General features: G+C 63.3%; 13 protein-coding genes. 12 read left to right on the forward strand and 1 reads right to left on the reverse strand.

What is annotated here, in order from left to right; translation table 11 throughout:
* The first annotated feature begins 52 nt into the window (after positions 1-52).
* The 6 genes from EV686_RS01230 (at position 53) to EV686_RS01255 (ending at position 6572) form a co-directional block, all read left to right on the forward strand.
* Positions 53-880, forward strand: a complete 828-nt coding sequence (locus tag EV686_RS01230) for an NUDIX hydrolase (protein WP_132472655.1) — start codon at positions 53-55, stop codon at positions 878-880.
* A gap of 49 nt (positions 881-929) precedes the next feature.
* Positions 930-1646, forward strand: a complete 717-nt coding sequence (locus tag EV686_RS01235) for a PhaM family polyhydroxyalkanoate granule multifunctional regulatory protein (RefSeq protein ID WP_132472657.1) — start codon at positions 930-932, stop codon at positions 1644-1646.
* 91 nt (positions 1647-1737) lie between these two features.
* Positions 1738-3105: a bifunctional UDP-N-acetylglucosamine diphosphorylase/glucosamine-1-phosphate N-acetyltransferase GlmU gene (gene glmU / locus EV686_RS01240; protein ID WP_132472659.1), complete on the forward strand. Its 1368-nt coding sequence runs from the start codon at positions 1738-1740 to the stop codon at positions 3103-3105.
* Positions 3106-3118: 13 nt separating this feature from the next.
* Complete coding sequence (locus EV686_RS01245; protein ID WP_132472661.1) at positions 3119-4564, forward strand: MFS transporter; 1446 nt, start codon at positions 3119-3121, stop codon at positions 4562-4564.
* 143 nt (positions 4565-4707) lie between these two features.
* Positions 4708-5466 (forward strand): glycosyltransferase family 2 protein, encoded by a 759-nt coding sequence (locus EV686_RS01250; RefSeq protein ID WP_132472663.1) that lies wholly within the window; start codon positions 4708-4710, stop codon positions 5464-5466.
* On the forward strand, positions 5463-6572 hold the full coding sequence (locus EV686_RS01255; RefSeq protein ID WP_207901660.1) for a glycosyltransferase family 9 protein: 1110 nt from the start codon (positions 5463-5465) through the stop codon (positions 6570-6572). The genes EV686_RS01250 and EV686_RS01255 overlap by 4 nt, the downstream gene beginning before the upstream one ends.
* A 34-nt stretch (positions 6573-6606) precedes the next feature.
* On the opposite strand, the gene EV686_RS01260 is transcribed toward EV686_RS01255, so the two are convergent.
* Complete coding sequence (locus tag EV686_RS01260; RefSeq protein WP_132472665.1) at positions 6607-7095, reverse strand: Lrp/AsnC family transcriptional regulator; 489 nt, start codon at positions 7093-7095, stop codon at positions 6607-6609.
* 227 nt (positions 7096-7322) lie between these two features.
* On the opposite strand from EV686_RS01260, the gene glmS reads away from it, so the two are divergent.
* The 6 genes from glmS (at position 7323) to EV686_RS01290 (ending at position 12811) form a co-directional block, all read left to right on the forward strand.
* A complete protein-coding gene (glmS, locus tag EV686_RS01265) occupies positions 7323-9155 on the forward strand; it encodes a glutamine--fructose-6-phosphate transaminase (isomerizing) (RefSeq protein ID WP_132472666.1) in 1833 nt (610 codons plus the stop codon).
* Positions 9156-9296: 141 nt separating this feature from the next.
* Positions 9297-9764: an anti-virulence regulator CigR family protein gene (locus EV686_RS01270; RefSeq protein ID WP_132472668.1), complete on the forward strand. Its 468-nt coding sequence runs from the start codon at positions 9297-9299 to the stop codon at positions 9762-9764.
* Positions 9765-9878: 114 nt separating this feature from the next.
* Positions 9879-11207 (forward strand): FAD-dependent oxidoreductase, encoded by a 1329-nt coding sequence (locus EV686_RS01275; RefSeq protein ID WP_132472670.1) that lies wholly within the window; start codon positions 9879-9881, stop codon positions 11205-11207.
* On the forward strand, positions 11194-11706 hold the full coding sequence (locus EV686_RS01280) for a thiosulfate oxidation carrier protein SoxY (RefSeq protein ID WP_132472672.1): 513 nt from the start codon (positions 11194-11196) through the stop codon (positions 11704-11706). Before EV686_RS01275 ends, EV686_RS01280 begins: the two co-directional genes overlap by 14 nt.
* A gap of 21 nt (positions 11707-11727) precedes the next feature.
* Positions 11728-12060 carry a thiosulfate oxidation carrier complex protein SoxZ gene (soxZ, locus tag EV686_RS01285; RefSeq protein WP_132472674.1) on the forward strand — a complete coding sequence of 111 codons (333 nt, stop codon included), beginning with the start codon at positions 11728-11730 and terminating at the stop codon, positions 12058-12060.
* A gap of 250 nt (positions 12061-12310) precedes the next feature.
* The gene (locus EV686_RS01290; protein WP_132472676.1) at positions 12311-12811 is read left to right on the forward strand and encodes a cupredoxin domain-containing protein; all 501 of its coding nucleotides are present in this window, start codon (positions 12311-12313) and stop codon (positions 12809-12811) included.
* Positions 12812-12824: the final 13 nt, after the last annotated feature.

Here is a 12824-nt window from a genome sequence, read left to right on the forward strand (position 1 = left end):
CATGTCGAGTATTCGACCGGGAGTTCGAAGCGTCCTGCTCTACAATGTATGCATGACACATCCCTTACCAAGCTTGTCCGCGCAAGGTCTCGAACAGCGCTTGCAGGCGCTGTTGCTGCGTGTTCAGCAATTGCCCCATCACGGCTCCCGCCCTTTGACGGTGGGTGGGCGTGTCGCGGGCTGGATCACCCCCAAGGCCACTGACTGCGTGCGCGGCATCGATGGCGTGCGTGTCTGCGACGAGGCTGTCCACGTTGGGCATGCGTCCGTGTCGCGCGCCGTATTGAGCCGGCGTCTGGCGCAGATAGCTGAAGCCATGAAAGCCGAGGGCTGTCTGCGAGGCTGGCGCAATGAACTGCTGGATGTCATCGGCGAGGGCCGGCGCCTTGCGGCGATCGAACGGGCGGCGGTCAGGCCGCTGGGCCTGCTGACGCATGCGGTGCACCTGAATGCCTGGACGCCCGACGGGCGGCTGTGGGTGGCAAGGCGTTCGGAGAGCAAGTCCACTGATCCCGGACTATGGGATACGCTGGTCGGCGGCTTGTCTGGCAGTGGAGAAAAACTGGAGGAATCCTTGTTGCGGGAAAGCAACGAGGAGGCTGGACTGAACCCGCAGGATATCGAAACGCGCTCGCCCCTGCATACGATTCTGCGCATGCACAAGCAGTTGCCGGAGGGATTCCAGGTCGAGGACATTCTGGTCAGCGAGTGCGTATTGCCCGAGTCGGTCGCGCCGCGCAATCTGGATGGCGAGGTCAGCGAGATCAGCGCCGTGACATTGAATGAGCTGTGGCAAATGATGCAGGATGGCGTCATCACGCTCGAAGCCGAGCTGGTCATCATCGACAGCCTGCTGCGGCTGCACAGGCAGAGACTCTAAGGAATTCCGGCCTCGCGGCCACGACAAGCCAGTTGAAAGGAGACTCCTCATGGACAGGAACAGCGGCAATCCCTTTGTGCTGCCGGGCTTTGGGCAAAGCGGCGAAATCGGCCAGAATCCCTTGCTGGCCAGCATGGAAATGATGCGGCAGGCCTGGGAAAGCCTGGCCGGGCAGGGCGGGTTCGGCGCATCGGCGATGGCGCCCTCGCTGTCCGAGGATGAGCTGGCCCGCCGCATCTCCGATCTGCGTGCGGTGGAAAACTGGCTGAGAATGAATCTGGCCGTGCTGTCCAATACCATACAGGGCATGGAGGTGCAGCGCGCCACGATCGCGACGCTCAAGACGTTTGCTGCTTCCGCCGCTGGCGCCGGCCCGGCTTCGCAAGCCGCGTCTCCGCTGGAGGTCGTGTTGGGCATGCGTCCGGACGCAGCCGCGTCTTCCGCCGGCCATGCGCCGGCCGCTGAAGAGAAGCCTGCGGATGGCGCTGCCGCATTCGATGCGGCAGCCGCGACGGAGGCGACGCAGGCATGGTGGAGCCTGCTGCAGGAACAGTTCAACACGCTGGCTGCGGCAACGACGGCTACCATGCAGGGCGTTGCGGCATCGGTAGCGCCTGCGGAAGAGGCCGGCAAAAAGAGCGCGCCCAAGGAAGCAGCGGCTCGCCGGACCAAGGCGGCCGCCGCGCCGGCCAAGAAGACGGCCCGGAAAACACCTGGCGCCGGCGCCAGGAAAACGGCAAAGACAGGAAAACCCGCAAGGCATTAAAGAATCGTTGCATGATTCCGCGGGCGGGAGGCCGTCCGCCAGTATCAGGTGGACTAAACTTCACCTTGTAAGGAATCTATAGGGTATTTCCATGTTGAATATCGTTGTTCTGGCGGCGGGTCTCGGCAAACGCATGCAGTCCTCGCTGCCCAAGGTACTGCATCCTCTGGCCGGCAAGCCCATGCTGGCGCACGTGCTGGATAATGCACGCGAACAGCAGCCAGAACGCATTGTGGTCGTTGTTGGGCATGGCGCGGACCAAGTCCAGTCTGCGTTTGAGCAGGCGCAGGATATTGCATTTGCGCTGCAGCAGCCGCAGCAGGGTACTGGCCATGCCGTGCAGCAGGCGGCGCCGTTCCTGCTGGATGGCGACGAGGCCGGCGCAACGGTGGTCCTGTACGGCGATGTGCCGCTGGTGCAGCCGGATACGCTCTCCCGCCTGCTTCAGGCGCGCGGCGACGGCGTGGCGGTGCTGACGCAATTCATGGAAGACCCGTCCGGCTATGGCCGGATCGTGCGCGGCGCCGATGGCGGCATCGAGCGCATCGTAGAGCACAAGGATGCCTCGCCGGATGAATTGGCCATCAACGAAGTCAACACCGGCATCCTGGTTGCGCCGACCGGGAAACTGAAAGAGTGGCTGGGCCGGATCCGCAACGACAACGCCCAGGGCGAGTACTACCTGACGGACATCATCGGCCTGGCCGTGGCCGACGGCGTGCCGGTCAGCGCCGCCCAGCCCGCGCATGATTGGGAAACGCTGGGCGTGAACAGCCGCCTGCAGCAGGCGGAACTGGAGCGGGCCTGGCAGGCGGAGCAGGCCCGCCGGCTGCTGGAGCAGGGTGTGACGCTGATGGACCCGGCGCGCTTCGACCTGCGCGGCACGCTGACATGCGGGCGCGACGTATTCATCGATGTCGGCTGCGTGTTCGAGGGCAATGTCGTGCTGGCCGACGGCGTGCGGATCGGCCCGCACTGCGTGATTCGCGATGCGACGCTGGGCGCGGGCACAAAGGTCGAGGCATTCAGCCATATACAGCAGGCGACGGTGGCCGAGCAGGCCGCCATCGGCCCCTACGCCAGGCTGCGTCCGGGCGCGGATATCGGCGCGCACGCCCACGTCGGCAATTTCGTCGAAATCAAGAAAAGCCGTCTAGGCGAGGGCTCCAAGGCCAACCATCTGTCCTATATCGGCGATGCCCAGGTCGGCGACCGGGTGAATATCGGCGCGGGCACGATCACATGCAATTATGACGGCGTCAACAAGTACGAGACCGTCATCGAGGACGAGGCGTTCATCGGTTCCGATACGCAACTGGTGGCGCCGGTGCGCGTCGGTCGCGGGGCCACGCTGGCCGCCGGCACCACGCTGACCAAGGATGCGCCCGCCGGGCGGCTGACGCTTTCCAGGGTGAAGCAGACGACCAGCGAGAACTGGAAGCGTCCCGTGAAGGGTTGAGCTGATTCGCAATATGGCGCCATCGTCTATAGAGAAAGAGATACCGATACAAGAGCAGCAGGGCAAGCCAAAGGCCGCGCCGGACGGCCTGCCCGCGCCGCGGCGCAGCTATGCGGCGGCTACCGTGATCGGCGCCATCGGCCTGACGGTGCTGGACGCAAGCAGCGTCAATGTGGGCTTGCCGGCCATTGCCGCCAGCCTCGAGGCCAGCGCGGCCGAGATCGTCTGGATCGCCAACGTCTACAGCCTGACGGTGCTGACGCTGCTGCTGCCCTTGTCCGCGGCGGCGGAGCGCATCGGCTTTACGCGCATGTTCGTGGCCGGGATCGTGCTTTTCCTGCTGGCCGCCTGCGTGGCGGCCGCTTCGACCAACATGGCCATGCTGATGCTGGCGCGTATCGGCCAGGGCATAGGCGCGGCCACGGTCTCCTGCCTGTTCGGCGGCCTGGTGCGCAATATCTATCCGGCGCATCTGCTGGCGCGCGGCATCAGCATCAATGCCATGGTCATCGGGTTCGCCGCCGTGCTGGGGCCGGTGATCGGCGCCGCCGTGCTGTCGGTGGCGTCGTGGCGCTGGCTTTTCCTGATGAACCTGCCGGTAGGGCTGATCGCCATGCTGGGCGTGCGCTACCTGCCGATACCGCCGACGATACGCTCGCGCTTCGATCTGCCGGGCGCCGTGTTGAGCATGACGACGCTGGGCATGTTCGTCGTGGGTCTGGATAGCCTTGCCGCCGCGCCTGGCCGGGCGGCGGCGCTGATGCTGGCCGCGTTCGTTCTGGGCGTGTTCGTGGTGCGGCGATCGCGGGCGCAGCCGGCGCCATTGGTGCCTGTCGACTTGCTGGCCAGGCCGGTCATTGGGTTTGCCGTGCTGGCATCGGCGCTGATGTTCGCCGCGCAGATGGGAACGGCGGTCGCCCTGCCGTTTTTCTTCCTGCATGTGCTGGAGCGGCAGTATTTGGAAATCGGCGTCCTGCTGGGCGGCTGGCCCATAGGCGGCGCCTTGATGGCGCCCGTGGCGGCGCGTTTGTCGGATCGCTACTCCGCGGCCTTGCTGTGCGCCATCGGCGCCGCTGTCATGGGGCTGGCGATGACGGCGCTGTTGTTGACGACGGCGCAGACGCACAGCGCCTGGCTGCTGTTGTGGACCGCGTTCGCGGGCGTCGGTTTCGGTTTTTTCCAGACGCCGAACAACCGGGCCATGCTGTCGGCCGCACCGCGCGAGCGCAGCGGCGCCGCGGGCGGCCTGCAGGCGACGACACGGGTATTCGGGCAGAGCGTGGGCATTGCAGGCGTGGGAGTGGCGTTCGGCCTGAGCGACACCGTCGGGCCGTATCTTGCGCTGGGGGTCGCCATTCTCTGCGCGCTCCTGGCAGTGGTCGTCAATGTCATCCGCGTGCGCAACGATGCGCGGCGCGGCTGCGGGGTGCGTATCGCACAGCACAGGAAATCCTCCTAGCCGGGGCCTGCCGATCGCAGTTCGTCGCGGGCGGCGACGGACACGGGCATGCCTGGACGCCGTCGCTATAATTCGCGCATGCGCACATCACGGGCGGAAGCGACATCGGGCGCTTTCCCTTTCCTTTTTCGAGGTTGCCAGCTTTGCATACGATTTCCGCCGTTCTCATCGTGAAGAACGAGGCCGCAAACCTCGACGAATGCCTGGCCACGCTGGACTGGGCTGATGAAATCGTGATTCTCGACTCCGGCAGCACCGATGCCACGCTGGATGTCGCCGCGCGTCATGGCGCCAAAGTGTTTTCCAGCGAAGACTGGCCGGGCTTCGGCGTGCAGCGGCAGCGGGCGCAGCGGCATGCCTCTTGCGACTGGATATTGATGATCGATGCCGACGAGCGGGTGACGCCAGAGCTGCGCGACAGCATTCGGGCTTGCGTCGCTGATGGGCCTGCCATCGGCATGCTTAATCGATTGAGCTGGTGCTTTGGCCGCTATATCCGCCACAGCGGCTGGTACCCCGACCGGATCGCGCGCCTCTACCCCAGGCAACAGGCGGCCTACAACGATGCGCTGGTGCACGAGAAGCTGGAATATCCTTCCAGCCTGCCGGTGAAAAGGCTCCAGGGAGACCTGCTGCACTACACCTATCGGGACTTGCGCCACTATCTGGAGAAGTCGGCGCAGTACGCCCAGGCATGGGCGCAGTCGAAAGAGGCGAAAGGAAGGAAAGGCAGCCTGGCCGCCGGCCTGCTGCACGGTGTCGGCTGCTTCCTGCGCATGTACGTGCTCAGGCTGGGCATGCTCGACGGCCGGCAAGGGCTGCTGCTGGCCTTGCTGTCGGCGCATTCCACTTTCGCCAAGTATGCCGACCTCTGGGTCAGGACGCGGACCAGATCTTCATGATGGGGCAATCGGGCGGCGGCCTCGCGGAACTGAAGACGAACACCGGGCAGCAGCGCAGCGGGCCGCGCATCCTGGTGGTGCGCAACGACAAGATCGGCGACTTCATGCTGGCCTGGCCGGCCCTGGCCTTGCTGCGACGCTCACTGCCGGACGCGCACATCAGCGTGCTGGTGCCGGGCTATACCCGCGCATTGGCGCAGCGCTGTCCCTGGATCGACCAGGTGCTGCTGGATCCCGAGGATATCGGACGCCTGGATGCGCGCCATTTCGACGCCATGCTGACGCTGTTCTCCACGTCGCGCATTGCCTGGGCCGGCTGGCGCGGACGCATCCCCATTCGGGTCGCGCCAGCCACCAAGTGGTTTCAGGTGCTGCATAACCGGCGCCTCACGCAGCGCCGGTCGCGCTCGCTCAAGCCGGAATATGAATACAACCTGGACCTGGCCGCGCATCTGTTGCGGGAACTGGGCCAGGCGCCCGCCGACAATCCGGCGCCTTATTGGCCCGTGCCGCAGGCGCAGCGGGAATCCCTGCGCTGCGAATTGGCCGGGAAGCTGCGGTTGCCTTTGGACCGGCCCTGGATATTCCTGCATGCGGGCTCGGGCGGATCCGCCGTGAATCTGGACGCGCGGCAATACACGGCGCTTATTCGCGAGCTGCATGCGCGATGGCCGTTCCAGGACGCGCCGGCGTGGGTGTTGACCGCGGGGCCGGGCGAACACGAGCAGGCCTTGCTGATACAGCGGGAGCTTGATGGCGTTGCCGATATCGTGCGCTGCCATGGCGGCGAGGGCGGGCTGGGGGATTTTGCCTTGTCGTTGTCCGCCGCGAATCTGTTCATGGCTGGTTCGACGGGGCCTTTGCATATTGCAGCGGCGCTGGATGTTCCCACCGTAGGCTTCTTCCCCGCTCGGCGCTCGGCCACGTCCCTGCGCTGGCGGCCCTGCAATGGGCCGGGACGCACACTGGCGTTCTCGCATGCCGGAGGCATGGACGATAAGTCGCCCGAACGGCTGGATATCGATGTGGCGGATGCCGCGAAGACCATCGTCGAGTGGCTGCGGCAGGATCCCGGACTGATTCCCGGCCTGCGCGCCGGCAACTGACGTACGCTTTGAGCGAGGTCGCCGCTTCGGGCTTTCAGGCCTGCCGGGAAGGCAGCGGCAGCCGCGTCTCGAACTTTGCGCAATGGATGGAGAAAAAGGCGCGCACATTGCGCACATTGGCCTGCGTGGTGAAGGCGCGGTGCGCCAGCGCGTGATAGGCGGGCATGTCCATGACCTGCGCGATCAGTATGAAATCCGGGCCGGGCGATACGCGATAGCACTGCTGGATGGCGCTTTCCTGCGTGATGTGCTGCTCGAACGCCTGCATGCGCTCCGCGTCCTGCCGGTCCAGCGTGATTTCGATCACGGCGGTCAGGCCGCGTCCGAGCTGGGCGGCGTCGAGCAGCGCCACCTGGCGCTGAATGATGCCGGCTTCGGTCAGGCGGCGCACGCGGCGCAGGCTTGTAGGCGCTGAAGCGTGGACGCGTTCGGCCAGCGCTTCGTTGGTCAGCGAGCTGTCCTGTTGCAACTGGTCCAGAATGCGCAGGTCCAGGTCGTCCAGTGCGATGGATGAGTCATTCATGCCGATTCCGTGGATCTTGCTGTCTGTTACAGCGATGAGAGACACTGTTTCCTGTCTGTCAGGAAATAATAATTCATTTATATATCTAATATGAAATTTATATAAAAAATCAGTTGGTGGTGAATTTTTATTTCATATAAGTATAAAAAAAGAAATCCTATTTTATAGTCTAGGCATGAGAATGGGCGCCTGAACTGCATCTACACCTATCAGACGAGGATTGACCTATGTGCGGAATCGTTGGCGCCGTCGCCCAGAGAAATATTGTGCCCGTCCTGCTGGAAGGACTGAAGCGCCTGGAATATCGCGGCTACGACTCGTGCGGTGTTGCCGTGCACGACAACGGCCAGTTGCGCCGTGCGCGCAGCACCGAACGAGTGGCCGAACTGGAGGCGCAGGTGGAAAAAGACGGCATCGCTGGGTTCACCGGCATTGCGCACACCCGCTGGGCCACGCATGGCGCGCCTGCCACGCACAACGCGCATCCGCATTTCTCCGGGCAGACACGCGGATCGGCGCGCATTGCGCTGGTGCACAACGGCATCATCGAGAACCATGACGAACTGCGCAAGGAACTGCAGGACGCGGGCTATGTCTTCGAGAGCCAGACGGATACGGAAGTCATCGCTCATCTGGTCGATCACCTGTACGCCGGCGACCTGTTCGAGGCGGTGCGCCAGGCGACCCAGCGCCTGACGGGGGCGTTCGCCATTGCCGTGTTCGCGCATGACGAGCCGCATCGCGTCGTGGGCGCTCGCCTGGGTTCGCCGCTGGTGGTGGGCTGCGGCGAAGGCGAGAACTTCCTGGCGTCCGACGCCCTGGCGCTGGCCGGCACGACGGACCAGATCATCTATCTGGAAGACGGCGATATCGTCGACCTGCAGCAGTCGCGCGTCTGGATCACGGACGGCGAAGGCCGTGCGATGGAGCGCAAAGTGCATACCGTGCAGGCGCATACGGCGGCCGCCGAACTCGGCCCCTACCGCCATTACATGCAGAAGGAAATCTTCGAGCAGCCGCGCGCGGTCAGCGATACGCTGCAGGATATCGAGAGCATCACGCCGGAACTGTTCGGCGACGAGGCCTTCGGCATCTTCAAATCGATCGACCGCATCCTGATCCTGGCCTGCGGCACCAGCTATTACGCGGGCCTGACGGCGCGCTACTGGATCGAGTCCATCGCGGGCATCCCGGTCAACGTAGAAATCGCCAGCGAATATCGCTATCGCGACAGCGTGCCCGATCCGCGTTCCCTGGTCGTAACCATCTCGCAGTCGGGCGAAACCGCCGATACGCTGGCGGCGCTGAAGCACGCCCGCAAGCTGGGCATGGAGAACACGCTCACGATCTGCAACGTGGCGACCAGCGACATGGTGCGTGAATGCCGCTTGGCCTATATCACGCGCGCTGGCGCCGAGATCGGCGTAGCCTCGACCAAGGCATTCACCACGCAGCTGGCCGGCCTGTTCCTGCTGTCTCTCGCTCTGGCCGATGTGCGCGGACGCCTGACGCCCGAACAGGAGGCCAAGCACCTGAAAGCCCTGCGCCACCTGCCGTCGGCCATCTCCGCCGTATTGGCGCTGGAGCCGCAGATCATGGCCTGGGCGGACCGCTTCGCCACCAAGGAAAACGCGCTGTTCCTGGGGCGCGGCCTGCATTATCCGATCGCCCTGGAAGGCGCGCTGAAGCTCAAGGAGATCAGCTACATCCACGCCGAGGCCTATCCCGCGGGAGAACTGAAGCACGGGCCGCTGGCGCTGGTGACGGAGCACATGCCGGTCGTGACCATCGCGCCCAACGACGAGTTGCTGGAAAAGCTCAAATCCAACATGCAGGAAGTGCATGCGCGAGGAGGCGAGTTGTATGTATTCGCGGACGCCGACACACGCATTTCCGGCGGCGACGGCATCCATGTCATCCGCATGCCGGAGCACTACGGCCGCCTGTCGCCGCTGCTGCACACGATCCCGCTGCAACTGCTGGCCTACCATACGGCCTGCGTGCGCGGCACCGACGTGGACAAGCCGCGGAATCTGGCCAAGAGTGTGACGGTGGAGTGAGCTCTACCGGAAGGGCAAATTGTTGCCATGGCTTGCCGGGTTCGTCGGTTGGCCATATTTAGTAGCAAATGATACGCAATTGACGATGATTTTCTTTTAGGCGGGAGTATGCTCCGCGAGTCACTGCAGGATATGGGTGGGATGATGAAAAGGCGTGCGATTTTGATTGCGTCGATGCTTGCCGGCAGCGCTTGGGCTTTTGGCTCTCTGGCGGCGCCGCCGGAAGGCAGAGGAAATGGCAATGGGAGCAAGGGCAATTCAGGAAAAGGAAATGCCGGAGGCAATAACAAGTCCGAGCGCGGCAGGCGGAGGGATGGCGATGTCCATGCAGATCTTTTGTATGCGGGCATTACGGCAGTATTGGCGCGCAGATATGCGATCGATCTGGGCCTTGGAGGATACTCTGCCTTGCCGCCGGGAATACGCAGGAATTTGGCGCGCGGCAAGCCATTGCCTCCAGGAATCGCCAAGAAAATGGCGCCTGCGTCCCTGCTCGGTCGCTTGCCGCGGTATCCCGGCTATGAGTGGCGGATTGCGGGCAGCGATCTGATCTTGATATCTCTTGCGACGGCGTTGGTGGCGGATATCCTGTACGACGTGTTCGATTAGATGCCGATATGAAAGCATAATCCGATCCTTTTCTCGCTTCTCGGCTATACTTGCGGCCAAATCCCGGGGCAGACAACCCCGGGCCGTATGTCAAGTCTTGATTGCGAGGACGAAATGGATCGACGACACTTCCTGTTGGTGCCTCCCTCTTTGGCACTGGGCTCCCTGGCCCTCCCTTCAACCAGCCTCTCGGCGTCGATCGCGATCCATAGCAAGACGCAGCTGCTGGCCCGCAGCGGCAAAGGGCCCCGGATCGTCATATGCGGAGGCGGCTGGGGAGGCATGACCTCGGCGCGCTACCTGCGCAAGCTCATCCCCGATGCCGAGGTCGTTCTGCTGGAACGCAATCCTACGTTTTGGTCCGGCCCCATGAGCAACAAGTGGTTGATCGATATCGTCGATACCGATTTTCTCAATCACGACATGCTCAGTCCGGCCAACAAATACGGCTACACGCTTATCAATACCGAAGTCACGGCGATCGAGCGCGACAAGAAAACCGTGCGCACGACGCATGGCGCCATCGATTACGACTATCTGATTCTGTCGGGCGGCATACGCAATGCCTATGAGGCGTGGTTCGGCAATGATGTCCGGGCGGCGGAGTACACGCGCCAGCACTTTCCGAACGCGTATATTCCCAATGCCGAAATGTTCGCGCTCAAGAACAAGCTCAAGTCGTTCAAGGGCGGCACGATCGTGATGACCCTGCCGCCGCCGCCGCATCGCTGTCCGCCGTCGCCGTACGAACGCGCCTGTCTGATGGCCTGGCACATCAAGACCAACAAGATCCCCGGCAAGATCATCATCCTCGACCCCAAGCCCAAGATCGCGCCGATCGGCGAAGGCTACAAGGCTGCATTCGAGGAGCTGTATCCAGACATCATCACGCACGTGCCCAATGCCAAGGTGACCGAAGTCGATCCCTTCAACAAGCGCATCAAGACGGCTGCTGGCGATTTCGATTTCGACGATGCCGTGCTGATGCCGCCGCACCAGGCCGCCGACATGGTCTGGTACGCCGACCTGATCGGCACGGGCGCGGACGGCAAGCCCACGGGCTGGGCCGATATTCATCCGCGGCTGTTCACGGCCAGGGCGGACGAGGATGTGTATGTGGTGGGCGACTCCATGGGCTTCATTTCGGACCAGTTCGGCCATTACCCGAAGAGCGCCCACGTCGCGCATGCCGTCGCCAAGATCGTCGCGCAGAATATCGCCGAGCGTGTCGCAGGCAAGGATGTCGTGCCCGTACTGCCGGACAATCTGTGCTACATGATGGTCAACGGGGATCCGCAAGAAGAGATCTCGGTGGTGTTCGAATACGAGCTGGACGCCAACGGCAAGGTGCTGCAGACCCAGATCGACATGGATGTCCGCACCGCCGACCTGGTGAAAGAAGACTTTGCATGGATAGAGAGCCGTTTCAATGACTTTCTTTGATGCCTCCACCACAGGACGGCGCTTTGACCGGCGCCGCCAACTGCTGACCGCAGGGGCGGCCGTCGGGCTGGGTTCGTCCCTGTTGCCGGCCACGCTGCGGGCGCAAGCGCTGCAGCAGTTGCTCGAACCAGCGACAAAAGCGGAAGTCCAGGCGGTCATCGATGATTTTCTGCAGGGGGCCAAGCCCCTGGGCCAGGGGCTTCTGCTCGAAATGCCGGTGCTGGCCGACAATCCGGCGGCGGTGCCAGTCAAGGCCGTTCTCGAAGCCCCGGTCACGCCCGAAGCGTATTGCGAAGAACTGATCATTCTGGCCGAAGGCAACCCCAAGCCGCTGGCCTGCCGTTTCAAGTTCACGCCGCTGGCCGGTACGACGGAAGTGGCGGTGCGCCTGCGGCTGATCGGCACCCAGTCCATCCGGGTGCTGGCGCGCATGAACGACGGACGCGTACTGACGGCACGCCGGGACGTGGCCGTCACCGCCGGCGGCTGCGGCATGTAATCAGGATTCAAAGGTTCGATCATGAGCAACAAACCTCCGCGCATCTGGCTCAGCAACGCCAACCCCAAGGCTGGCGAAATCGTGCGCATGCGCGCCCTGATCCTGCATCGCATGGAAAGCGGCTTTCGCAAAGACCAGGACGGCAATCTTATCGCGCGCAACATCGTCAACGAATTCGAGGTCAGGCTGGATGGCGATCTGCTGTTCACCTGGAACCCCGAGACCGCCATCGGCCAGAATCCGTACATCGAATTCACCTTTACGGCTCGCAAGTCGGGCGAGCTGCAGCTGAAATGGGTGGATGACGAGGGCGCGGTCACGACAGGCAGCAGCACGCTGACGCTGGCGTCGTAGACCTTGACCACGCTCTCAAGCGCAAGCCTCGCCGTTCACGACGGGGTCAAGCGCGGCTGTGTGCATACGGCGCCGCAGGCGCCATGGCGTGCGGGATACCCCGCCATTTGATCTATCTCATCCATCCCGCATGCGCGATGAAACTCTCGGCGCAATTTCTCCTCTATCCATTTCCGGCCGCATAAAATCCATAAAATCAATCATGCAGCCCGACCGAAAGCCGCTGAGGCAATGAATAGAGGATGCTTTTATGAAATTGAATTCTGGTTTTCTGGCGCTGGCATCGGCCGGCGCGATTGCGCTGGGCGTGCCCGGCATGCCGTGGGCGCATGCGGATCACGCGCATCATGCGCATGGAGCCGGCGCCTTGCCCGAGGCGCATGCCGCCGGGCAGCCCGGCGATGCCGCCAAGGTGACGCGCACCATCGAAATAGGTATGCAGGACGTCATGCGCTTCACGCCCGCCAGCATACAGGTGGCCCAGGGAGAAACGGTACGCTTCATCGTGCACAACGAAGGCGTGATCGAGCATGAACTGGTCTTGGGGAAAATGGCGGATTTGCTGGCGCACGCAGAACAAATGCGCCAGGATCCCGGCATGCCGCACGATGAACCCAACGCCATCAGCCTCGAGGCCGGAGAAAAGGGTGAACTCATCTGGCAGTTCGGAGAGATGGGAGTCGTTGATTTTGCCTGTCTGCTGCCTGGGCACTCCGAAGCCGGCATGGTCGGCCAGATCACGGTGCGATAGACGGTGCGGCAAG

It is taken from the genome of Paracandidimonas soli (assembly GCF_004342005.1).
GTDB lineage: Bacteria > Pseudomonadota > Gammaproteobacteria > Burkholderiales > Burkholderiaceae_B > Paracandidimonas > Paracandidimonas soli.